General features: G+C 70.3%; 16 protein-coding genes, 1 tRNA gene and 1 pseudogene. 15 read left to right on the forward strand and 3 right to left on the reverse strand.

Annotated features, from left to right (window positions below; genetic code table 11):
- Position 1: 1 nt before the first annotated feature.
- From trpB to pyk, 7 genes and pseudogenes are all read left to right on the forward strand, one after another.
- Positions 2 to 1261 (forward strand): tryptophan synthase subunit beta, encoded by a 1260-nt coding sequence (gene trpB / locus Q1V88_RS01360; RefSeq protein ID WP_300676877.1) that lies wholly within the window; start codon positions 2 to 4, stop codon positions 1259 to 1261.
- Positions 1258 to 2061, forward strand: coding sequence for a tryptophan synthase subunit alpha (gene trpA, locus Q1V88_RS01365; protein WP_300676879.1), 804 nt, complete (start codon positions 1258 to 1260; stop codon positions 2059 to 2061). The genes trpB and trpA overlap by 4 nt, the downstream gene beginning before the upstream one ends.
- Positions 2048 to 2677, forward strand: a complete 630-nt coding sequence (locus Q1V88_RS01370; RefSeq protein WP_300676882.1) for an SCO family protein — start codon at positions 2048 to 2050, stop codon at positions 2675 to 2677. The genes trpA and Q1V88_RS01370 overlap by 14 nt, the downstream gene beginning before the upstream one ends.
- Positions 2674 to 3534 carry a prolipoprotein diacylglyceryl transferase gene (gene lgt, locus Q1V88_RS01375; protein ID WP_300676884.1) on the forward strand — a complete coding sequence of 287 codons (861 nt, stop codon included), beginning with the start codon at positions 2674 to 2676 and terminating at the stop codon, positions 3532 to 3534. The genes Q1V88_RS01370 and lgt overlap by 4 nt, the downstream gene beginning before the upstream one ends.
- Positions 3535 to 3608: 74 nt before the next feature.
- Positions 3609 to 8164 (forward strand): annotated as a pseudogene (gene gltB, locus Q1V88_RS01380) (glutamate synthase large subunit).
- Between the two features lie 32 nt (positions 8165 to 8196).
- Positions 8197 to 9693 (forward strand): glutamate synthase subunit beta, encoded by a 1497-nt coding sequence (locus Q1V88_RS01385; RefSeq protein WP_300676886.1) that lies wholly within the window; start codon positions 8197 to 8199, stop codon positions 9691 to 9693.
- A 27-nt stretch (positions 9694 to 9720) separates the two neighbouring features.
- Positions 9721 to 11196 (forward strand): pyruvate kinase, encoded by a 1476-nt coding sequence (gene pyk, locus Q1V88_RS01390; RefSeq protein ID WP_300676889.1) that lies wholly within the window; start codon positions 9721 to 9723, stop codon positions 11194 to 11196.
- Between the two features lie 57 nt (positions 11197 to 11253).
- On the opposite strand, the gene Q1V88_RS01395 is transcribed toward pyk, so the two are convergent.
- Positions 11254 to 11337: transfer RNA gene (locus Q1V88_RS01395), tRNA-Leu, on the reverse strand.
- Between the two features lie 79 nt (positions 11338 to 11416).
- Between Q1V88_RS01395 and Q1V88_RS01400 the strand changes: the two genes are divergently transcribed.
- Both Q1V88_RS01400 and Q1V88_RS01405 read left to right on the forward strand, forming a co-directional pair.
- On the forward strand, positions 11417 to 12022 hold the full coding sequence (locus Q1V88_RS01400) for a response regulator (RefSeq protein WP_300676894.1): 606 nt from the start codon (positions 11417 to 11419) through the stop codon (positions 12020 to 12022).
- Positions 12023 to 12179: 157 nt separating this feature from the next.
- Positions 12180 to 12758: a GNAT family N-acetyltransferase gene (locus Q1V88_RS01405; RefSeq protein WP_300676896.1), complete on the forward strand. Its 579-nt coding sequence runs from the start codon at positions 12180 to 12182 to the stop codon at positions 12756 to 12758.
- Positions 12759 to 12773: 15 nt separating this feature from the next.
- Here the strand turns inward: Q1V88_RS01405 and Q1V88_RS01410 are convergent, their stop codons facing one another.
- Positions 12774 to 13214 carry a hotdog fold thioesterase gene (locus Q1V88_RS01410; RefSeq protein WP_300676899.1) on the reverse strand — a complete coding sequence of 147 codons (441 nt, stop codon included), beginning with the start codon at positions 13212 to 13214 and terminating at the stop codon, positions 12774 to 12776.
- Positions 13215 to 13256: 42 nt separating this feature from the next.
- Here Q1V88_RS01410 and polA point away from each other — a divergent pair, with 42 nt between their 5' ends.
- Entirely contained in the window at positions 13257 to 15962 is a 2706-nt protein-coding gene (gene polA, locus Q1V88_RS01415) for a DNA polymerase I (protein ID WP_300676902.1), read from the forward strand.
- 28 nt (positions 15963 to 15990) lie between these two features.
- Here polA and Q1V88_RS01420 read toward each other — a convergent pair whose 3' ends face one another.
- Positions 15991 to 17226, reverse strand: a complete 1236-nt coding sequence (locus Q1V88_RS01420) for an oligosaccharide flippase family protein (RefSeq protein ID WP_300676905.1) — start codon at positions 17224 to 17226, stop codon at positions 15991 to 15993.
- A gap of 64 nt (positions 17227 to 17290) precedes the next feature.
- Between Q1V88_RS01420 and Q1V88_RS01425 the strand changes: the two genes are divergently transcribed.
- The 5 genes from Q1V88_RS01425 (at position 17291) to Q1V88_RS01445 (ending at position 22789) form a co-directional block, all read left to right on the forward strand.
- Complete coding sequence (locus Q1V88_RS01425; RefSeq protein WP_300676908.1) at positions 17291 to 19000, forward strand: hypothetical protein; 1710 nt, start codon at positions 17291 to 17293, stop codon at positions 18998 to 19000.
- A 79-nt stretch (positions 19001 to 19079) separates the two neighbouring features.
- Positions 19080 to 19229 carry a hypothetical protein gene (locus Q1V88_RS01430; RefSeq protein ID WP_300676911.1) on the forward strand — a complete coding sequence of 50 codons (150 nt, stop codon included), beginning with the start codon at positions 19080 to 19082 and terminating at the stop codon, positions 19227 to 19229.
- Positions 19226 to 20674 (forward strand): UbiA family prenyltransferase, encoded by a 1449-nt coding sequence (locus Q1V88_RS01435; protein ID WP_300676986.1) that lies wholly within the window; start codon positions 19226 to 19228, stop codon positions 20672 to 20674. Before Q1V88_RS01430 ends, Q1V88_RS01435 begins: the two co-directional genes overlap by 4 nt.
- Before the next feature lie 7 nt (positions 20675 to 20681).
- On the forward strand, positions 20682 to 21989 hold the full coding sequence (locus Q1V88_RS01440; RefSeq protein WP_300676913.1) for an FAD-binding oxidoreductase: 1308 nt from the start codon (positions 20682 to 20684) through the stop codon (positions 21987 to 21989).
- A 41-nt stretch (positions 21990 to 22030) separates the two neighbouring features.
- Positions 22031 to 22789 (forward strand): SDR family NAD(P)-dependent oxidoreductase, encoded by a 759-nt coding sequence (locus tag Q1V88_RS01445; protein WP_300676916.1) that lies wholly within the window; start codon positions 22031 to 22033, stop codon positions 22787 to 22789.
- The last annotated feature ends 3 nt before the right edge of the window (positions 22790 to 22792 follow it).

A 22792-nucleotide genomic window follows, 5' to 3' on the forward strand; every position in this document is an offset into this window, starting at 1 on the left:
GATGACCACGCACCTGCACGAGACGACCAGCTACGACGCCGACGAGCGCGGCTTCTTCGGCGGCCCGGTCGAGGGCTTCGGCGGCAAGTACATGCCCGAGGCCCTGATGAAGGCGCTCGACGAGATCGACGTCGCCTGGACCGAGGCGAAGGCCGACCCGGCCTTCGTCGAGGAGTTCAACGCGATCCTGCGCGACTACGCGAACCTGCCCAGCCCGCTGTACGAGGCCAAGCGGCTCAGCGCACAGACCGGCGGGCGCCGGATCCTGCTCAAGCGCGAGGACCTCAACCACACCGGCGCGCACAAGATCCGCAACGTGCTGGGCCAGGCCCTGCTCACCAAGCGGATGGGCAAGAAGCGCGTCATCGCCGAGACCGGCGCGGGCCAGCACGGCGTCGCCACCGCGACCGCCGCGGCCTACTTCGGCCTGGAGTGCACCGTCTACATGGGCAAGGTCGACACCGAGCGCCAGGCCCTCAACGTCGCCCGGATGCGTCTCCTGGGCGCCGAGGTGATCCCGGTCGACACCGGCTCGGCGACCCTCAAGGACGCGATCAACGAGGCGTTCCGGGACTGGGTCGCCAACGTGGAGACCACGGCCTACCTGTTCGGCACCGCGGCCGGCCCGCACCCGTTCCCGACCCTGGTGCGCGACCTGACCCGGGGGATCGGTGACGAGGCCCGGGAGCAGGTGCTGGCGCAGTACGGCGCCCTGCCCGACGCGATCGCTGCCTGCGTCGGGGGCGGCTCGAACGCGATCGGCCTGTTCACCGCGTTCCTGGAGGACCCGAGCGTGGCGATCTACGGCTTCGAGGCCGGCGGCGACGGCTTCGAGACCGGTCGGCACGCCTCCACCATCACTGCGCATGACGAGGGCGTGCTGCACGGCGCACGCACCTACGTGCTCCAGGACGCCGACGGCCAGACGATCGAGTCGCACTCGATCAGCGCCGGCCTCGACTACCCGGGCGTCGGCCCGCAGCACTCCTGGCTGGCCAAGTCGGGCCGGGTGACCTACCAGCCCGTGACCGACACCGAGGCGATGGACGCCTTCGCGCTGCTGGCCCGCACCGAGGGGATCATTCCCGCGATCGAGTCGGCGCACGCCGTCGCCGGTGCGCTCCGGATCGCGCCGACGCTGCCGGAGGGCTCGACCATCCTGGTCAGCCTCTCGGGTCGTGGCGACAAGGACATGGGCACCGCGATGGAGTACTTCCACCTCGACCAGAACGCCCCGCAGGACACGAAGGACGCCCAGTGAGCACCTCGACCGCATTCGTCCAGGCCAAGGCCGACGGCCGTGCCGCTCTGATCGGTTACCTGCCGGCCGGGTTCCCCGACGTCGACGGCGGCATCGAGGCGCTGACTGCGATGGTCGCGGCCGGCTGCGACGTGATCGAGGTCGGCCTGCCCTACAGCGACCCGGTGATGGACGGCCCGACCATCCAGGCCGCCGCCCAGCAGGCACTCGACGGGGGAGTGCGGACCCGCGACGTGCTGCGCACCGTCGAGGCGGTCGCGGCCACCGGTGTCCCAACCGTGGTCATGACGTACTGGAACCCCGTCGAGAAGTACGGCGTCGAGGCGTTCGCCCGCGACCTGGCCGCTGCCGGTGGCTCGGGTCTGATCACCCCCGACATCACCCCGGACTACGCCGAGCACTGGATCGCCGCGGCCGACGAGCACGATCTGGACAAGATCTTCCTGGTCGCGCCGTCGAGCACCGACGAGCGGATCGCGATGACCACGGCGGCCTGCCGGGGCTTCGTCTACGCCACCGGCGTGATGGGCGTGACCGGCGGCAAGGCTGCCACCACCGACGTGGTCGGCCCCCTGGTGGCCCGCACCCACGCACTCGCCCCGGCCGGGCTCCCGGTCGGTGTCGGCGTCGGGGTCTCCACCGCGGCCCAGGCCACCCAGGTCGCGGCCGCCGGAGCGGAGGCGGTGATCGTGGGCAGCGCGTTCGTCAGGACCCTGCTGGAGAACGCCGGCGACCCCGCCGCCGGACTGAAGGCGCTGTCGGCGTTGACCGAGGAGCTGGCTGCCGGTGTTCGTCGCTGAGCGTCGTCGCACCCTGGCGGTCGCGATCGCCGCGGTGCTCACCTTCGTGCTGAGCGCCTGCGGCGGCGGGTCGAGCACCCAGGCCTTCTCGGGCACCACGCATGCGCCGTACACGGTCTCGAAGGTCGCGCTGACCGACACCGACGGCAAGCCCTACAGCCTCACCGACGCGACCAAGCCGCTGACCCTGGTCTTCTTCGGCTACACGCACTGTGACGACTACTGCCCGCTGGTGATGAACAACCTCTCGGTGGCCCTGACCCGGCTCAGCGAGGCCGACCGGGCCAAGGTCGACCTGATCTTCGTGACCAGCGACCCGGCCCGCGACACCGGTCCGGTGCTGCGCAAGTACCTGGACCGCTACGGCTCGGGCTTCATCGGCCTGACCGGCAAGCTCGCCGACATCGTCGCGGTGGGCAAGTCGCTGGCGGTCTCGGTCGATGCCGGTGAGCCGCTGCCCGGAGGGGGCTACGATCTGAGCGCTCACGGCACCACGATCTCGGCGCTGGGACCTGACCACACCTCGACCGTGATGTGGGACATGGACACCTCGTCGTCGAAGTTCGCCGCCGACTTCACCGCGATCCTGCACGGAAAGGCCCCCAGCGAGTCATGATCCTGCCGCTCAGCATCCCCAGCCCCGGCGAGGGCGTCTGGCACATCGGCGCACTGCCCATCCGGGGCTACGCCCTGTGCATCGTCCTCGGCATCGTGGTGGCGGTCTGGCTGAGCGAGCGGCGCTGGGTCGCCCGAGGCGGCAAGTCCGGCGAGATCTCCGACGTGGCGCTGTGGGCGGTGCCGTTCGGCATCATCGGTGCCCGGCTGTACCACGTCGCCACCGACCACGACCTCTACTTCGGGGCCGGGCGGAGCTTCTGGAACGTCTTCTACGTCTGGCACGGCGGCCTGGGGATCTGGGGCGGCGTCGCCGGGGGAGCGCTGGGTGCCTGGCTGGGTGCCCGCAAGCGCAACATCGACTTCGGTGCGCTGGCCGACGTGATCGCGCCGACCCTGCTGGTCGCCCAGGCGATCGGCCGGTGGGGCAACTGGTTCAACCAGGAGCTCTACGGCAAGCCCACCGACCTGCCCTGGGGCCTGGAGATCGACCCGGCCCACCGGGTGCCGGGCTACGAGAACGTGGCCACGTTCCAGCCGACGTTCCTCTACGAGTGCGTGTGGAACCTGGCCGCCTTCGCGCTGCTGCTGTGGTTGGAGCGACGCTTCCGGCTCGGCTTCGGCCGGGTGATGGCGCTGTACGTGATGTTCTACACCGCCGGTCGCGGCTGGATCGAGATGCTGCGGATCGACACCGTCGAGCTGAACCACGTCCTGGGCCTGCGGTTCAACGTCTGGACGTCCATCGTTCTCTTCGTCGCCGCCCTGATCTTCTTCATGTGGAGCCAGCGTCGGCACCCGGGGCGGAACCCGAGCGTGTACCGGGATGCGGAGCCCGTTCACACGGTGGTAACGTAACGACTTGCGCCTGGGCCAATGCCGTCCCTTGCAAAATGCTTCACCGGACGACACCTCGACAGGAGACCATTCCTGTGCCCTATCAGCACTCGTTCCCGGCGGCCCAGGGTCTGTACGACCCCCGCGATGAGCGCGACGCCTGCGGCGTCGCCTTCGTGGCCAGCCTGACCGGAGTCCCGACCCACCAGATCGTCTCCCAGGGCATCACCGCCTTGGAGAACCTCGAGCACCGCGGCGCCGCTGGTGCGGAGGTCAACTCCGGCGACGGCGCCGGCATCCTGCTGCAGGTGCCGGACGCGTTCCTGCGGGCCGTGGCCGGCTTCGAGCTTCCCGCCGCCGGTGCGTACGCCGTCGGCACGGCGTTCATCCCCGGCGACGCCGACCAGGTCAAGGCCGCCAAGGCCGCGATCGAGGCGATCGCCGCCGACGAGGGCCTCGACGTCCTGGGCTGGCGCGAGGTGCCGGTCGACCCGAGCACCCTGGGCCAGACCGCCGTCGCGGTGATGCCGTCCTTCGAGCAGCTCTTCGTCGCCGCCGCCGGTGCCCGCCAGACCGGTCTCGCCCTGGAGCGCCTGGCCTACTGCCTGCGCCGCCGTGTCGAGCACGAGACCGAGGCGTACTTCCCGTCGCTGTCCAGCCGCACGATGGTCTACAAGGGCATGCTCACCACCGCCCAGCTCGCCGAGGTCTTCCCCGACCTGCGCGACGAGCGGATGGCCTCGGCCATCGCGGTGGTGCACTCGCGCTTCTCCACCAACACCTTCCCGAGCTGGCCGCTGAGCCACCCGTTCCGCTACATCGCGCACAACGGTGAGATCAACACCGTGATGGGCAACCGGAACTGGATGCGCGCCCGTGAGGCCCTGCTGGCCTCCGACGTCATCGGCGGCGACCTGGACCGGATCTTCCCGATCTGCACGCCGGGTGCGTCGGACTCCGCCAGCTTCGACGAGGTCCTGGAGCTACTCCACCTGGGCGGGCGCAGCCTGCCGCACGCGGTGCTGATGATGATCCCAAGGCGTGGGAGAACCACGCCGAGATGGACGCCAAGCGCCGCTCGTTCTACGAGTTCCACTCCACCCTGATGGAGCCCTGGGACGGCCCGGCCAACGTCGTCTTCACCGACGGCACCCAGGTCGGCGCCGTGCTGGACCGCAACGGTCTGCGCCCGGGCCGCTTCTGGGTCACCGACGACGGTCTGGTTATCTACGCCTCGGAAGCCGGTGTCCTCGACGACATCGACCCCGCCAAGATCGTCCGCAAGGGCCGGATGCAGCCCGGCAAGATGTTCCTCATCGACACCGAGCAGCACCGCATCATCGAAGACGACGAGATCAAGGACAAGCTCGCCTCCGAGCACCCCTACGACGAGTGGCTGCATGCCGGTCTGATCAAGCTCGACCAGATCCCCGAGCGTGAGCACGTCGTGCACTCGCACGCCTCGGTGACGCGTCGCCAGCAGATCTTCGGCTACACCGAGGAGGAGCTGCGTGTCCTGCTCACTCCGATGGCCAACACCAGCGCCGAGGCACTGGGGTCGATGGGCACCGACTCGCCGATCGCGGCGTTGTCGAGCAAGCCGCGCCTGATCTTCGACTACTTCGCCCAGCTCTTCGCGCAGGTCACCAACCCGCCGCTGGACGCCATCCGTGAGGAGCTGGTCACCTCGCTGGCCGGCTCGATCGGCCCGGAGTCGAACCTGCTCGAGCCCGGCCCGGCCTCGTGCCGCCAGATCGTGCTGCCGTTCCCGGTGATCTCCAACGACGACCTGGTCAAGATCCGCCACCTCAACCGCGAGGGCAACTACGCCGGCTTCATCACCCACGTCTCCCGCGGCCTCTACGAGGTCGAGGGTGGCGGCGAGGCGATGGCCGCGCGGATCGAGGAGATCTGCCGTGAGGTCAGCGAGGCGATCGAGGCAGGTGCCCGGATCGTCGTGCTCTCGGACCGTCACTCCACCGCGGAGCTGGCGCCGATCCCGTCGCTGCTGCTCACCGCCGCCGTCCACCACCACCTGGTCCGGGAGAAGTCCCGCACCCAGGTCGGTCTGCTGATCGAGGCCGGTGACGTCCGCGAGGTGCACCACGTCGCGCTGCTGGTCGGCTTCGGTGCTGCCGCGGTCAACCCCTACCTGGCGATGGAGTCCGTCGAGGACCTCGCCCGCGAGGGCAACTTCGTCAAGGTCGCCCCCGAGGTCGCGGTCAAGAACCTGATCAAGGGGCTGGGCAAGGGCGTGCTCAAGGTGATGTCCAAGATGGGCGTCTCCACGTTGGCCTCCTACACCGGTGCGCAGATCTTCGAGTGCGTCGGCCTGTCCGCTGAGGTGGTCGACCAGTACTTCACCGGTACGACGTCGAAGCTCGGTGGCATCGGCCTGGACGTGATCGCGCAGGAGGTGGCGCTGCGCCACGCCAAGGCGTACCCGCGCGACGGCGTCGCCCCGGCGCACCGCACCCTGGAGATCGGTGGCGAGTACCAGTGGCGCCGCGAGGGCGAGCCGCACCTGTTCGATCCCGAGACGGTCTTCCGTCTCCAGCACGCCACCCGCCAGGGTCGCTACGACATCTTCAAGCAGTACACCCAGCGTGTCGACGACCAGGCCGAGCGCCTGATGACCCTGCGTGGCCTGTTCAAGTTCAAGGACGCTGCCGCCACGGGTCGCGCGCCGATCTCGATCGACGAGGTCGAGCCGGTCGAGGCGATCGTGAAGCGGTTCTCCACCGGCGCGATGTCGTACGGCTCCATCTCCCAGGAGGCGCACGAAACCCTCGCGATCGCGATGAACCGGCTGGGCGCCAAGTCCAACACCGGTGAGGGCGGCGAGGATCCCGAGCGGCTCTACGACCCGGAGCGTCGCTCGGCGATCAAGCAGGTCGCGTCGGGGCGCTTCGGTGTGACGAGTGAATACCTGTCCAACGCTGACGACATCCAGATCAAGATGGCGCAGGGCGCCAAGCCGGGCGAGGGTGGCCAGCTGCCCGGTCACAAGGTCTACCCGTGGGTGGCCAAGACCCGGCACTCGACGCCCGGCGTCGGCCTGATCAGCCCGCCCCCGCACCACGACATCTACTCGATCGAGGATCTGGCCCAGCTGATCCACGACCTGAAGAACGCCAACCGCGAGGCGCGGGTGCACGTCAAGCTCGTCGCCGAGATGGGCGTCGGCACGGTCGCGGCGGGTGTCTCCAAGGCCCACGCCGACGTGGTGCTGATCTCCGGTCACGACGGCGGCACCGGCGCCTCCCCGCTGACCAGCCTCAAGCACGCCGGCGGTCCCTGGGAGCTCGGCCTCGCCGAGGCCCAGCAGACCCTGCTGCTCAACGGTCTGCGCGACCGGATCGTGGTCCAGGCCGACGGCCAGCTCAAGACCGGTCGCGACGTCGTCATCGCGGCGCTGCTCGGTGCCGAGGAGTACGGCTTCGCCACCGCTCCGCTGGTGGTCTCGGGCTGCATCCTGATGCGGGTGTGCCACCTCGACACCTGCCCGGTGGGTGTGGCCACGCAGAACCCGGTCCTGCGTGAGCGCTACAGCGGCAAGGCCGAGTACGTGGAGAACTTCTTCCTCTACCTCGCCGAGGAGGTGCGCGAGCACCTCGCCGCACTCGGTTTCCGGACGCTCGACGAGGCCATCGGCCAGGTCGACGTGCTCGACACCCGTGACGCGATCGACCACTGGAAGGCCTCGGGTCTCGACCTGACGCCGATCTTCCACAAGGTCGTCCCGCAGGAGCAGTTCGCCGACCAGGACCTGCGCCACACGAAGGCCCAGGACCACGCCCTGGAGAAGTCGCTCGACCTCACCCAGCTGCTCCCGGCCGTCGCCGACGCGATCGAGACCGGCACCCCGGTCAAGGTCGCGCTGCCGATCCGCAACATCAACCGGACCGTCGGCACGATCACCGGCAACGAGATCACCAAGAGGTACCGGGGCGCGGGCCTGCCCGCCGACACGATCGACGTCACCTTCACCGGTGCCGCCGGCCAGTCCTTCGGTGCCTTCATCCCGTCGGGTCTGACGCTGCGCCTGGAGGGCGACGGCAACGACTACGTCGGCAAGGGCCTGTCCGGTGGCCGGATCGTGATCCGCCCCGACCGGGCCGCGACGTTCAAGGCGAGCGAGCACATCATCGCCGGCAACACGATGGCCTACGGCGCCACCTCGGGCGAGATCTTCGTCCGCGGCGGTGTCGGTGAGCGCTGCTGTGTGCGTAACTCCGGTGCCACGGTCGTCACGGAGGGCGTGGGTGACCACGGCTGCGAGTACATGACCGGTGGACGGGTCGTGGTGCTGGGCAAGACCGGCCGCAACTTCGCGGCTGGTATGTCCGGTGGCTACGCCTTCGTGCTCGACTTCAAGGAGATCCGGCTCAACGGTGAGCTGGTCGAGACCGGTCCGGTGACAGGCAAGCGTGCCGACGAGCTCCGGGAGATCGTCGAGCGCCACCTGGCCGAGACCGACTCCGAGGTCGCCGCAGAACTGCTGGCTGATTGGGAGAACGCAGTGTCGCGCTTCACCCTGATCATGCCGAGTGACTACAAGAGGGTCATCGAAGCTCAGGAGGAGGCCTTCGAAGAGGGCCTCAACGAGGACGAGGCCGCAGCTCGGATCATGGAGGTGCTCCATGGCTGAGCGACGCGTTGACGTGGAAGGTGGGCTGCAGCATGGCTGACCCCAAGGGATTTCTGAAGCACGGTCGCGAAGGCGCGACCCGTCGTCCGGTCGAGGAGCGTCTGGGGGACTGGAACGAGGTGTACGCCGGCGGCGGCATCGGCAAGAACCTGCTGCCGATCATCACCGACCAGGCCAGCCGGTGCATGGACTGCGGCATCCCGTTCTGCCACAACGGCTGCCCGCTGGGGAACATCATCCCCGAGTGGAACGACCTCACCTACCGTGGTGACTGGGAGGGCGCGATCGAGCGGCTCCACGCCACCAACAACTTCCCCGAGTTCACCGGCCGGCTCTGCCCGGCCCCGTGTGAGACCGCCTGCGTCCTGGGGATCAACCAGGACCCGGTGTCGATCAAGAACATCGAGGTCTCCATCATCGACAAGGCCTGGGACACCGGCCTGGTCCGTCCGCAGGCGCCGGAGTGGCTCTCGGGCAAGACCGTCGCCGTGATCGGCTCCGGTCCTGCCGGGCTGGCGACCGCGCAGCAGCTCACCCGTGCCGGTCACACCGTGGCCGTCTACGAGCGGGCCGACGAGGTCGGCGGCCTGATGCGCTACGGCATCCCCGAGTTCAAGATGGAGAAGAAGCACCTCGACCGTCGCCTCGACCAGATGCGACGCGAGGGCACCGTCTTCCGGACCGGTGTCGCGGTGGGGGAGAAGCTCACCGGCGACGACCTGCGCTCGCGGTACGACGCTGTCGTGCTCGCCATCGGTGCGTGCGAGCCCCGCGACCTCAAGGCCCCCGGCCGCGAGCTCAAGGGCGTGCACCAGGCGATGGAGTTCCTGCCCCAGGCCAACCGGGCTGCGCTCGGTCGCGAGCAGGTCGACGGCGCCGAGCAGATCACGGCGGCGGGCAAGCACGTCGTCGTGATCGGTGGCGGTGACACCGGTGCCGACTGCCTCGGCACCTCGCTGCGCCAGGGTGCCGCCTCGGTCACCCAGCTCGAGATCATGCCGCGTCCTGCGGACTCCGACGGCAAGGCCGCGCACCGTCCCGCGGGGCAGCCCTGGCCGACGTACCCGATGATCTACCGCGTCTCCTCGGCTCACGAGGAGGGTGGCGAGCGGGTCTACTCGGTCTCCACCAAGGAGTTCCTGGGCGACGCTGAGGGTAACGTCCGGGCCCTGAAGCTGATCGAGGTCGAGTTCGTCGACGGCAAGCTGGTCGAGATCGAGGGCTCCGAGCGCGAGATCCTCGCCGACCTGGTGCTCTTCGCGATGGGCTTCCTCGGCCCGGAGAAGCCCGGTCTGATCGAGCAGCTCGGTGTCGAGCTCGACGGTCGTGGCAATGTCGTGCGCGATGGTGCCTTCGCGACCACCGTGCCTGGCGTCTTCGTCGCCGGTGACGCGGGTCGTGGACAGTCCCTGATCGTCTGGGCGATCGCTGAGGGCCGGGCCGCCGCAGCCGCGGTGGACACGTTCCTGACCGGTTCCACGACGCTGCCCGCCCCGATCAAGCCGACGGACCGCCCACTGGTCGTTTGATCGATCATATCCGCTAGGGTTGGACACGTGAGACGGGCAAAAATCGTGTGCACCCTCGGTCCTGCGACGGACTCCGAGCGGCGGATCAAGGAGCTGGTGTACGCCGGCATGGACATCGCCCGACTCAACATGAGTCATGGGGCGCATCCCGAGCATGCCGAGCGGTACCGGCTGGTACGTGAGGCTGCCGACGCCAGCGGCAAGGGCGTCGGCATCCTCGCGGACCTGCAGGGCCCCAAGATCCGTCTGGAGACCTTCAAGGAGACTCCGGACGGATCCAAGTGGCAGTTGCGCCGCGGCCAGGAGTGGGTGATCACCACCCGCGAGGTCGAGGGCGACGACAAGATCTGCGGCACGACCTACAAGGGCCTGCCCGGTGACGTGAGGGTCGGCGACCTGCTGCTGGTCGACGACGGCAAGCTGCGGCTGCGGGTCACCGGCGTGACCGACGGCACCGACGTCCACGTCGAGGTGCTGGTCGGGGGACCGGTCAGCAACCACAAGGGGATCAACCTCCCCGGCGTCGCGGTCTCCGTGCCGGCGCTGTCGGAGAAGGACATCGCCGACCTGCGCTTCGCGCTGGCGCTCGGCGTCGACTACATCGCGCTCTCCTTCGTCCGAGACGCCCAGGACGCCGAGGACGTCCGGGCGATCATGCGGGAGGAGGGCCGGATGGTCCCCGTCATCGCGAAGATCGAGAAGCCGCAGGCCATCGAGAACCTCGACGAGGTGATCGATGCGTTCGACGCCTTCATGGTCGCCCGCGGCGACCTCGGCGTGGAGTGCCCCCTGGAGGAGGTCCCCTTCCTGCAGAAGACGATCATCCAGAAGGCCCGGATCAACGCCAAGCCGGTGATCGTGGCCACCCAGATGCTCGACTCGATGATCTCCAACCCGGCGCCGACCCGCGCCGAGGCCAACGACGTCGCCAACGCCGTCCTCGACGGTGCCGACGCCGTGATGCTCTCGGCCGAGACCTCGGTGGGCGACTACCCGGTCCACACCGTCGAGACGATGGCCCGGATCATCACCGCCACCGAGGGCCACGCCTTCGAGCACGGCACCATCGGTCGCCTCAATGAGATCGAGTGGGACCCGCACACCCGCGGTGGTGTCATCGCCAAGGCGGCCGAGGAGGTCGCCGAGCGCGTCGGCGCGAAGTACCTGGTCGCCTTCACCACCACCGGTGACTCGGCCAAGCGCCTGTCCCGGCTGCGTGGCCCGATCCCGATCCTGGCCTTCACCCCGCACGCCCTCGTCCGCTCCCAGCTCGCGCTGGTGTGGGGCGTGGAGACGTTCAAGGTCGACGAGGTCAAGCACACCGACCTGATGGTCCGCCAGGTCGACGAGGCCCTGCTCCAGATCGGCCGCGTCGAGGAGGGTGACCTGGTGGTCATCATCGCCGGTGCGCCTCCGGGCATCCCCGGGTCGACCAACGCCCTGCGGATCCACCGCATGGGCGACGCGATCAACGAGGTGACGGTCGCCTACAAGAAGGACTAGTTCTTCACATCGACGAAACCACAAGAGCGGAGGCCCTCGGGCCTCCGCTCTTGTCTGTGGTGCCGGGTGTGGGAGTCGAACCCACACGCCTTTCGGCAGCGGTGTTTGAGACCGCCATGTCTGCCATTCCATCAACCCGGCAGGGACGGCTCAACCTACCGGATCTGAATCACACCCCACTACTCAGGGGTGCGGGTGCTCGGCGTACTAGGCTGGTGCGGTGACCTCCACGAAGCCGCCTCGCACTGTTGTCATCGCCGAGGACGAGGTCCTGATCCGGATGGACCTGGCCGAGATGCTGGGCGAGGAGGGCTACGACGTCGTCGGGCAGGCCGGTGACGGACAGGCCGCGATCGAGCTGGCCACCGAGCACCGACCCGACCTGGTCATCCTGGACGTGAAGATGCCGGTCCTGGACGGGATCGCCGCCGCCGAGGTGATCGCGCGTCAGCGGATCGCCCCGGTCGTGATGCTGACCGCCTTCTCCCAGCGCGAGCTGGTCGAGCGGGCTCGGGACGCCGGCGCGATGGCGTACCTGGTCAAGCCGTTCACCGCCTCGGACCTGGTCCCGGCGATCGAGCTGGCGATGAGCCGGTTCAACGAGCTCGCTCAGCTCGAGGCGGAGGTGGCGGGGCTGACCGAGCGCCTGGAGACCCGCAAGGCCGTCGACCGGGCCAAGGGCATTCTGCAGGCCCAGCTCCAGCTCTCCGAGCCGGAGTCGTTCCGCTGGATCCAGAAGACCGCGATGGACCTGCGGCTGTCGATGCGCCAGGTCGCCGACGGCGTGATCGAGCACGGCCCCGGGATCGCTCCCGCTGCCGAGTGAGGCAGCCGGGACGAGAGACCTGAGTCACAAGACCCGGGTCGAAGGTCCCCGGTTCACCGCGTGGACTTCTGTCAGACCTGGCGAACGCATAAACTCTCGCCCCGGTAGAGGACACGCCCCCGTCGGGGTCACTCGCCTAAAGCTGGGAGGCTTTTCGATGAACGCGCGTGTGTCACGATCGATGGTGACCCTCCGTGAGGCCACGGTCGAGGACGCCCCCTTCCTCACCGTGCTGTGGATCGACCTGCTGCGCCGTGCCGATCTGGCCGACCAGACCGCCGACGTCGAGAACCTGATCAAGAGCGCTGCGGCCTCCACCGAGCAGCGCATCGTGATCGCCGAGTACGACGGCGAGATCGCCGGTGGGGTCTTCCTCCGGATCGGCACCCTCACGCCGTTGAACGCGACCCCGAGCCTGCTGGTGCTGGCGCCGTACGTCGGCGGCAAGTTCCGCCGCAAGGGCGTCGGGCGGGCGCTGATGGACGCCGCGGTGACCTGGGCCGAGGAGAACGGCATCACGCACATCACCACCGGTGCGGGTCACGGCTCCCGCGACGCGAACCGCTACCTGGCCCGGCTCGGCCTCGGTGCCTCGGCGGTGCTGCGGATCGGCTCCACCCAGGTGATGCGCGACCGGCTCACCGAGCAGCTGCCGACCAGCCGGCGCGGGCCGGGCTACCACCCGCAGCGGGTGCTGGCGGCGCGGCGCGTACGGCGCGCCCAGTCCCACAGCTGAGCGCGCCGGGACCGATCATTCCGTCGGGGCGGGGATCAGGGCGCAGGTGATCCGCGCGGTGCAGACCCGCTTGCCGGCCTCGTTGGTGATCACGATCTCGTAGGCCGCCGTGGTGCGCCCCAGGTGGATCGCCGTGGCCGTGCCGGTCACCAGACCGGTGGTGGCACCGCGGTGGTGGGTGGCGTTGAGGTCGACGCCGACGGCGGCCTTGCCCATCGTCATGGCGTGCATGTGGGAGCCGACCGAGCCGAGGGTCTCGGCCAGGGCCGCCGACGCGCCGCCGTGCAGCAGCCCCATCGGCTGGGTGTTGCCCTCGACCGGCATCGTGCCGACCACGCGGTCGGCGCTGGCCTCGAGGATCGTGACGCCCATCTTGACGTTGAGGCCACCCATGCCGTGCGGCATGGAGTCCATGTAGGTCTCGATGGACTGGGGGTTCGTCGGAGTCTGACTCATGACCCCCATTCTGCTGTCGGTGGCGAACGATAGGCTTTCGGGGTGGCTGACCAGGTGACCCAGACCCGACCCCGACTCCTGCTGTTGGACGGCCATTCGCTGGCCTACCGGGCGTTCTTCGCGCTGCCGGTGGACAACTTCGCGACCGCCGCCGGACAGCACACGAACGCTGTCTACGGCTTCACCTCCATGCTGACCAACGTGCTGCGCGACGAGCAGCCGACGCACGTCGCGGTCGCCTTCGACCTGTCCCGGCAGACCTTCCGGCTGGCGGAGTACTCCGAGTACAAGGCCAAGCGGAACAAGACCCCCGACGAGTTCAAGTCGCAGCTGCCCCTGATCCAGCAGATGCTCGACACCTGGAACATCACCTACCTGACCAAGGAGGGGTTCGAGGCCGACGACATCATCGCCACGCTCACCACCCAGGGAGTCGAGGCCGGCATGGAGGTGCTGATCCTCACCGGTGACCGCGACAGCCTCCAACTGGTCACCGAGCACTCCACCGTGCTCTACCCGATGCGTGGGGTCTCCGACCTGGCCCGGATGACACCGGCCGCCGTGGAGCAGAAGTACGGCGTTCCGCCGCACCGTTACCCCGAGATCGCCGCCCTGGTCGGCGAGGACAGCGACAACTTGCCGGGCGTGCCCGGCGTCGGACCCAAGACCGCCGCCAAGTGGATCGCCACCTGGGACGGCCTGGACAACGTGATCACCAACGTCGACAAGATCACCGGCAAGGCCGGGGAGTCGCTGCGCGCCCACCTCGGTGACGTGCTCCGCAACCGACACCTCAACGCCCTCATCCGCGACCTGCCGCTGGACAAGGCCCCCGCCGACCTGGCCCGCACCGAGTGGGACCGGCAGGCGGCCCTGGAGTTCCTCGACGAGATGGAGTTCCGCGGCGAGCTGCGCACCCGGATCCTCGACGTCGTCGGCGGTGCCGACGAGCCGGTCGAGGAGACCAGCGCCGGCTTCACCCTCGACGGCCGCACCCTGGCCGCCGGCGAGGTCGCCGACTTCCTGGCCGGGCTGGGCACCGAGCAGGTCGCCCTGCACGTGCGCGGCGGCTGGGGCTCGGGCACCGGCCACGTCGACGGGATCGCCCTGGTCACCGCCGCCACAGCGGCGTACGTCGGCACCGAGACGCTCACCCCTGACGACGCTGCCGCGCTCGGCGCCTGGCTGGGTGACGCCACCAAGCCGAAGGTGATCCATGACGCCAAGGGTCCCGAGCTGGCGTTGTGGGGGCAGGGGGAGTGGACGCTGGCCGGGCTGGCCACCGACACCGCCCTTGCTGCCTATCTGGTGGCCCCCGATCAGCGTTCCTACGACCTGGCCGACCTCACCATGCGCTACCTCAAGCGCGAGCTGCGTGCCGACGTGGTCGAGGAGCAGGAAGCCCTCTTCGAGACCCCCGGCAGCCCGGTCAGCGAGGCGGCGCAGTCGGCGATGCTGCATGCGCGGGCGGTGCTCGACCTGGCTGTCGTCCTCGGCGAGGAGCTGGAGCGTGCCGGCGGCACCCGCCTGCTGCACGAGCTGGAGCAGCCCCTGATCGGGCTGCTGGCGCGGATGGAGCGCACCGGCATCGCCGTCGACCAGGCCTACCTCGACGAGCTGGAGTCCTTCTTCGCCGGTGAGGTCAGGGCGGCCGCCCAGGCGGCCTACGACGTGATCGGCAAGGAGATCAACCTGGGCTCGCCCAAGCAGCTCCAGGTGGTGCTCTTCGACGACCTCGACATGCCGAAGACGAAGAAGACCAAGACCGGCTACACGACGGACGCCGACGCGCTGCAGTGGCTGTACGAGACCACCGAGCATCCGTTCATGCTGCACCTGCTGCGCCACCGTGAGGCGGGCAAGCTGCGCACGACCATCGAGGGGCTGCTCAAGACCGTCCAGGCCGACGGCCGGATCCACACCACGTTCAACCAGACCATCGCCGCCACAGGCCGCCTCTCGAGCACCGAGCCGAACCTGCAGAACATCCCGGTGCGCACCGAGGAGGGGCGTCGGATCCGTGCCGGCTTCGTCGTCGGTGAGGGCTACGAGTCGCTGCTGACGGCCGACTACAGCCAGATCGAGATGCGGATCATGGCGCACCTGTCCGGCGACGAGCACCTGATCGAGGCGTTCCGCTCGGCGGCTGACTTCCACACCATCACCGCCCGCCGGGTCTTCGGTGTGCCCGAGGACGTCCCGGTCAGCACCGAGCAGCGCGCCAAGATCAAGGCGATGAACTACGGCCTGGCCTACGGGCTCTCGGCGTTCGGCCTGTCTCAGCAGCTCAAGATCACCCCCGGTGAGGCTACGGAGTTGATGAACGACTACTTCCTCACCTTCGGTGGCATCCGCGACTACCTCGAGGGGGTCAAGGACGAGGCCCGCAAGACCGGCTACACCGAGACCATCATGGGTCGTCGTCGCTACCTGCCCGACCTGACCAGCGACAACCGGCAGCGCCGTGAGGCAGCCGAGCGGATGGCGCTCAACGCTCCGATCCAGGGCTCGGCCGCCGACCTGATCAAGGTCGCGATGCTCAACACCCAGGCAGCGATGGACGCCGCCGGGCTGCGCTCACGGCTCCTGCTCCAGGTGCACGACGAGCTCGTGCTCGAGGTCGCCACCGGCGAGCGCGAGGTGCTCGAGGAGCTGGTCCGTCGCGAGATGGGTGCCGCCGCGGCACTCCGTGTCCCGCTCGACGTCAGCGTCGGCACCGGCCGCAGCTGGCACGACGCCGCGCACTGAGCGGGGCTGCGCCCCGGCGGGCGGCCGCTCAGGCCACCGGGGCCGCGGCCGCCTCCGTCGCCTGGTCGTCCTCGCGCATCGTCCACAGGCTCAGCCCGACCAGGACCGCGACCAGGACGGCGTCGGTCACGATCATCAGGGCGAGCAGGCCGGTCAGGCTGGTGACGTGCCACCAGCCGACCACGGCCACCACGAGCACCGCGACCCACAGCAGCAGGGTCGCGCGACGGCTCTGCCGGGCCAGCACGGAGTAGATCAGCAGCTGCAGGGCCGCGAGCAGGGTGCCCAGGACGGCGAACTGCCACAGGTCGGGGTGGATCGCGCCGTATTTCTTCTCGCCGCCGACGAAGATCATCGCCACGTCGGTCAGGAGCAGGGCTCCGGCCACGCAGATCACGCCGACCAGGCCGACCAGCATCAGCGAGCGCAGCAGCACCGTACGCCGACGGGCGGTCGTCGACATCGCCGGGAACGCCACGATCGAGACGAACTGGGGCATGAACAGCACGGCCTTGGTGAGGATCAGGCCACCGGCGTACAAGCCCGAGCCGTGCTTGCCGAGGATGTGGCTCGACATCACGATGTCGATGTTGGACAGCGCGAAGAAGGCCAGCAGCGCCAGGGCGCCGTGCGCGACCTCGGTGCCGATCTCGCGCAGCTGCGGACGGTCGGTGCGGGCCGGACGGCTGTTGCGGCCGCGGCGCAGCACGTACCAGCCGACGACGCACGGGATCACCCAGCCGACGGCCACCGCCGCCAGCGCGGCACCCTCGGTCGGACGGATCGCGAGGGCGATCACGCCGAGCACCAGGCGTGGCACCCCGGCCGCGAGGTAGACCAGGCTCAACTCGGCCCAGCGGCGCTCGCCCTGGAGGATGCCCGCCTGGGCACCCATCACGTTCATCGGCAGTGCGCCGATCGCGACCAGCAGGGCCGGGTAGATGCTGTTGAGGTGCTGGGCGCTCACCAGGATCGGCGAGGCCGCCAGCATCACCAGGGTCAGCGCCCACGAGGCGCGCCAGCCCAGGGCGAGGATGTTGTGCTCCACCTCGGGCAGGTGGTCGGGGTTCGCAGCGATCCGGCGGGCCGCCGTGGCCTGGAGCCCCAGCTGGAGCACCGAGAGGACGAGCTGGATGGCGAGCAGTCGGGCGATCGAGCCGTACTGGTCGAGGCCGACGAGGCGGGCCGCCACGAGCTGGAACCCGTAGGTGCCGACGTTCATCACCATCACCGCGACCGCGATCACGCCACCGGTCTCGATCAATCTGCGGAGTCGCGACGATGGCTGAGCACGGAGGGTCACAACCGCTGAGTCTAGAGTGCCTCGTGTGAGCGCCCGAGCATCCCGCTCCCGCGTCGTGTTGCCGTCCGTCGTGTGGAGCCTGACCCTCGCCGTGGTGATGCTCGGACCGGCGCTCGGTCCCGGTTTCGTGCTGCTGCGTGACATGGTCTTCGTGCCGCACCTGGACCTGGGGCGCGCCGACGTGCTCGGGCTGGGCAGCGCGCTGCCCCGCGCGGTGCCCTCGGACGCCGTCGTCGCCGTGCTGGACCAGGTCGTCGGCGGGATGGTGCTGCAGAAGCTCGTCCTGCTCGGCTCGCTGGCCGGAGCCGGGGTCGGGATGGCGGTGCTGGTCGGCGGCGCCCAGGTCGCCCGGCTGAGCGCAGCCAGTGTCGCGATCTGGAACCCGTTCGTCGTCGAGCGGCTCGCCATCGGCCACTGGCCGGTCCTGGCCGGGTACGCCGCCCTGCCGTGGCTCCTGCTGGCCGGACGGCGCATCGCGGCCGGGGGAGCGGTCGCGGCCTGGCTGCCGCTGGTGCTGATCGCGGGGAGTCTGAGTGCGAACGCCGGGGTGGTCTCCGCCCTCGCCCTCGGCGTGAGTGCCTGCGTGGGCGGCGTACGACGTCGCAGCATCGCCGTGCTGGCGGTGCTGGTGGCGGCGGTCAACGCCCCGTGGATCGTCGCCGGTCTGGCCCACGCCGCCGCCTCGACCGGGGCGGGCGGCTGGAGTGCCTTCGCGCCCTCGGCCGATGCCCTGCCGACCCCGCTGGCGGTGCTGACGCTGGGCGGGATCTGGAACACCGGCGTGGTGCCCGGCTCCCGCGAGGGCATCGCGGCCTGGATCGGACTGATCGCGCTGGTGGCGCTGGCGGTGGCGGGATGGCGACGCTGGCGCACCCCCGCGACCCCCGCCTCGTCCGCCGGGGGACAGGGCCGAACACTGCTGGTGCTCTGGCTGATCGCGATGGCGGTGGCCTGGGTCAGCTGGCTCGCTCCGGGGCCGCTGGGCCGGATCGGCGAGCACGTCCCGGGTCTCGGGCTGCTGCGCGACGGCACCCGCTCCCTGGGGCTGGCGGTGCCGCTTACCGCGGCCCTGGTCGCTGCCGGCGTGGAGCGCCTGGTCGCCCTGCCCCGCGAACGGGTCGCCGCCCTCGCCCTGGCCGCGGTCGGGGTGCTGGGACCGGTGGCGCTGCTGCCCGATGCGGCGGCCGGTCTGAGCGGTGAGCTCGACACGGCTCGGCTGCCGGGTGCCTGGTCGCAGGTGCGTGCCGTGGTCGAGCCCGGTCACGGCAGCGCCCTGGTGCTGCCGTGGAGCGCCTACCGGGCGCCGGCCTGGAACGGCGGGCGCCCGGTGCTCGACCCGCTCCCGCGGATGCTGCGCACCGACGCGGTGATCAACGGTGACCTGCTGGTCGGCCAGACGCTGGTGGCCGGTGAGGACCCCCGTGCCGCCGACGCGGGTCGGGTGCTGGCCGCTGCCACCCCGGCGGCGCGTGCTGAGGGGCTGCGCGGTCTGGGGATCGGCTGGGTGGTGCAGGAGCTGGACGCCGGCACGGCCCCGGAGGTGGCCGGCACCGTGGTCCTGGACGACCCGCTGGTGCGGGTGGTCAGGCTCGACGGGACCATCACCCGCACCGAGGTCGCGACGGCGACCCGGGTGGCGCAGGGAGCGGCCTGGGTGGCGTACCTGGCGGTGGTGGTCGCCTCGGCCGCAGCCCTCCTCGCCGCCGCGGCCCGGACCGCTGCGGCCCGCATGTGAAGATGGTCACGTTCGGCCTGGGTCCTGCTAGGCTGGGGGTTCGAGTGGAGGGAGAGCCATCGTGCTTAGTTTTGGGTTCATGGGGACCATCGCCAGCATCGTCGTCGGCGGCGCTGTCGCTGCTGTGACCGTCGTCGGTCTGGTCAACCACACCGTCGACAGCAAGCCCGGCCCCGGCCAGGCCGGTAGCGTCGCGGGCAGCACTTCGATCGCCTACGGCACGCGCTGAGCGAGCTCGCTCGACCCCTCGTGGTCGACCTCGACGGGACGCTGATCGCCAGCGACCTCCTGGTCGAGAGCGCCTCGGACTACATCGCACACCATCCCCTGGGAGCCCTCCGGCTTCCGGGATGGCTGCGCGCCGGCAAGGCGACCCTCAAGCGTGAGCTCGCCTCCCGGGTCGACCTCGACGTCGCGGTGCTGCCCTACCGCGAGGACGTGGTGGCCTGGCTCACCGCGGAGCGTGCCACAGGCCGGCGCCTGATCCTGGCCACGGCCAGCGACGCCCGCCAGGCCGAGGCGGTCGCCGCTCACCTGGGCCTCTTCGACGAGGTGCTGGCCACCGGCGACGGGGTCAACCTCAAGGGGCCCGCCAAGGCAGCGGCCCTGGTGGAGCGCTTCGGCGAGCACGGGTTCGACTACGTCGGCGACCACGCCGACGACCTCCCGGTCTGGCGGGCAGCGGCCGTCGGGCACCTGGTCGGTCCGCGCAGCGGCGTGGAGGGGCAGGCCCGCGGTGTCACCGAGGTCGGCCGCGTCTTCGGCCGCCACGGTCGGTCGCTGCGTGATGCCATCGGCGTACTGCGGCCCTATCAGTGGGTGAAGAACGCCCTCATCCTGGTGCCGCTGCTGACGGCGCAGCGGCTCGGCGATGCCGAGGCGGTCGGGGACACCCTGCTGGCACTGCTGACCTTCTGCCTGGTCGCCTCCAGCGTCTACGTGCTCAACGACCTCGCCGACGTCGCCCACGACCGGCACCACCCGCGCAAGCGCTCCCGGGCGTTCGCTTCGGGTCGGCTGCCGTTGATGGCCGGCTGGCTGCTGTGGCCCACCCTGGCCGTGGTCGGCTTCGCGATCGCGGCACTCTTCCTGCCCGGGCTCTACTGCGCCGCGCTGGCGGCCTATCTGGTGCTGACCGTGGCCTACACCTTCTGGCTCAAGCAGCAGCCGGTGGTGGACGTGGTGGCGCTCGGGATGCTCTACACCAGCCGGATCGTCGCCGGTGCGGCGGCGATCGACGTCGAGCTGTCGATGTGGCTGCTGACCTTCTCGATGTTCTTCTTCCTCAGCCTGGCCCTGATCAAGCGGGTCAGTGAGCTGGCCCGGCTGCGGCGGACCGCGGGCCCTGCGGGGATCAACGCCCGCGGCCGCGGCTACCGGCCCGCCGACCTGGAGCTGTTGTCGTCGTACGGGGTCGCCTCCAGCGTCGCGGCGGTGGTGATCTTCTCGCTCTACGTCGACGACCCGAAGACGTCGGTGCTCTACGCCACCCCCGAGCTGCTGTGGTGCAGCGTGCCGGTGCTGCTGGCCTGGCTGATGCGGGTCTGGCTGCTGGCCCACCGCGGTGAGATGGACGAGGACCCGATCCTGTTCGCGATCCGCGATCGTGCCAGCATCGCGACCGGTGGCATCCTGGTCGCTGTGTTCGTGCTGGCCAAGGTCGTGACGATGTGAGCAGTCGATGAGCCAGGTCTCGCTGTCGGGCTGGGGCCGCTACCCGGTCGTCCCCACCGAGCTCACCCTCGCCCGCTCGTACGACGATGTCGCCGCCGCCGTGGCCGCCGGGCCGCTCACCCCGCGCGGGCTGGGGCGCAGCTACGGGGACAGCTCACTGGGGGAGCGCACCCTCGACCTGACCGGCCTCGACCACCTGATCGCCTTCGACGACGAGACCGGGGTGATCACCTGCGAGGCCGGGGTGAGCCTGTCGGCCGTGCTCGCCGTCGCGCTGCCGCGGGGCTGGTTCCTGCCAGTCACGCCGGGCACCCGGTTCGTCACCGTGGGCGGCGCCATCGCCAGCGACGTGCACGGCAAGAACCACCACCGCGACGGCTCCTTCTCCGACCACGTCACCTCGCTGCGGCTGATGCTGGCCAGCGGCGAGATCGTGACCGCCTCGCGCACCGAGCACGCCGACCTCTTCCACGCGACCTGCGGCGGGATGGGGCTGACCGGGGTGATCCTGGAGGCGACGTTCACCCTGCGCGCGGTGCGCTCGCGGATGATCGAGGAGACGGTCCTCAAGGTCCCGCACCTCGACGCCGCGATCGAGGCGTTCGAGCAGCACGGTGACGTCACCTACTCGGTGGCCTGGATCGACCTGGTCGCCACCGGAGCCCACCTGGGACGGTCGCTGGTGATGCTCGGCGAGCACGCTGCCGACGGCGAGCTCGGCCAGGCCTCCGGTCCCGGCCTGCCGGTGCCGGTCGAGATGCCGGCCCGGCTGCTCAACCGCGCCACCGTGACCGCGTTCAACGCGCTCTACTACGGCCGCGTCCGGCGGCCGCTCACGCAGCATCGGATCGACTACGAGCCCTTCTTCTACCCGCTGGACCGGCTCAGCGACTGGAACCGGCTCTACGGTCGGCGCGGCTTCCTGCAGTACCAGTTCGTGGTGCCGCTGGAGGCGGGCCGGGCCGTCCTGGCCGAGGCGGTCAGGCTGATCGCGGCCAGTGGGCTGGCCTCGCCCCTGGCGGTGCTTAAGGTCTTCGGGGCGGGCAACGACAACCTGCTCAGCTTCCCGCGTCCGGGCTACACCCTGGCCGTCGACGTCCAGACCGGGCCGGCCGCGTTCGCGCTGTGCGACGCCCTGGACCGGCTCGTGATCGAGGCCGGCGGCCGGCTCTACCTGACCAAGGACTCCCGGATGAGCGCGCAGACCTTCGCCGCGGGCTACGACCGGATCGACGAGTTCGCCCGCATCCGCGCCCAGTACGGCGCCACCGGAGTCTTCGTCTCCGAGCAGGCCCGACGCCTCGGCCTCGCCTGAGGCGACCCGACCACCGACACGTCCACCGACGAGGAGAGACGATGACCACGATCGCTGTGCTGGGTGCCACCAGCGGCATCGCCCAGGCCTGCCTGCGGCAGTGGACGGCCCAGACCGGCCAGGCGAGGCAGCCGCTGGCGCTGCGGCTGGTGGCCCGGGACGCGCAGCGCCTGGAGCGCACCGGCGCCGACCTGAGCGCTCGGGGTGCGGCCGTGACCGTGACCCCGATCAGTGCCGACCTGAGCGACGCCACGTCGGTGAGTGCCGCGGTCGACGCGATCTTCGCCGACGGTCCCGTCGACATCGTGATGATCGCCTTCGGCACGATGCCGTCCCAGGCCGAGGCGGACGCCTCGGCGCAGGTGGGCGCCGACCTGCTGCACGTCAACGGCACCCTGGCGCTGCTCGCCGCACACCTGGTCGCGCTGCGCCTGGAGGGCCAAGGGCACGGGGCGCTGGCGGTGCTCGGGTCGGTGGCCGGGGACCGCGGGCGACAGTCCAACTACCTCTACGGTGCGGCCAAGGCGATGGTCGCCACCGGTGTCGCGGGGCTGCAGCACCGGCTCGCGTCCAGTCCGGTCACCGTCACCCTGGTCAAGCCCGGTCCGACGGCGACCCCGATGACCGACCACCTGCGTGGCGGCAAGCTTGCGCTGGCCGACGTCGACGCGGTCGCCGCCGAGATCGTCGCCGGGGTCGAGGCCGGTCGTCCGGTGGTCTATGCGCCGCGGCGCTGGCGGCTGATCATGGCGATCATCAGGGCCGTCCCGCGACGGATCTTCGAGCGCACCTCGCTGTGAGCC

The organism is Nocardioides sp., from assembly GCF_030150155.1.
Lineage (GTDB): Bacteria > Actinomycetota > Actinomycetes > Propionibacteriales > Nocardioidaceae > Nocardioides.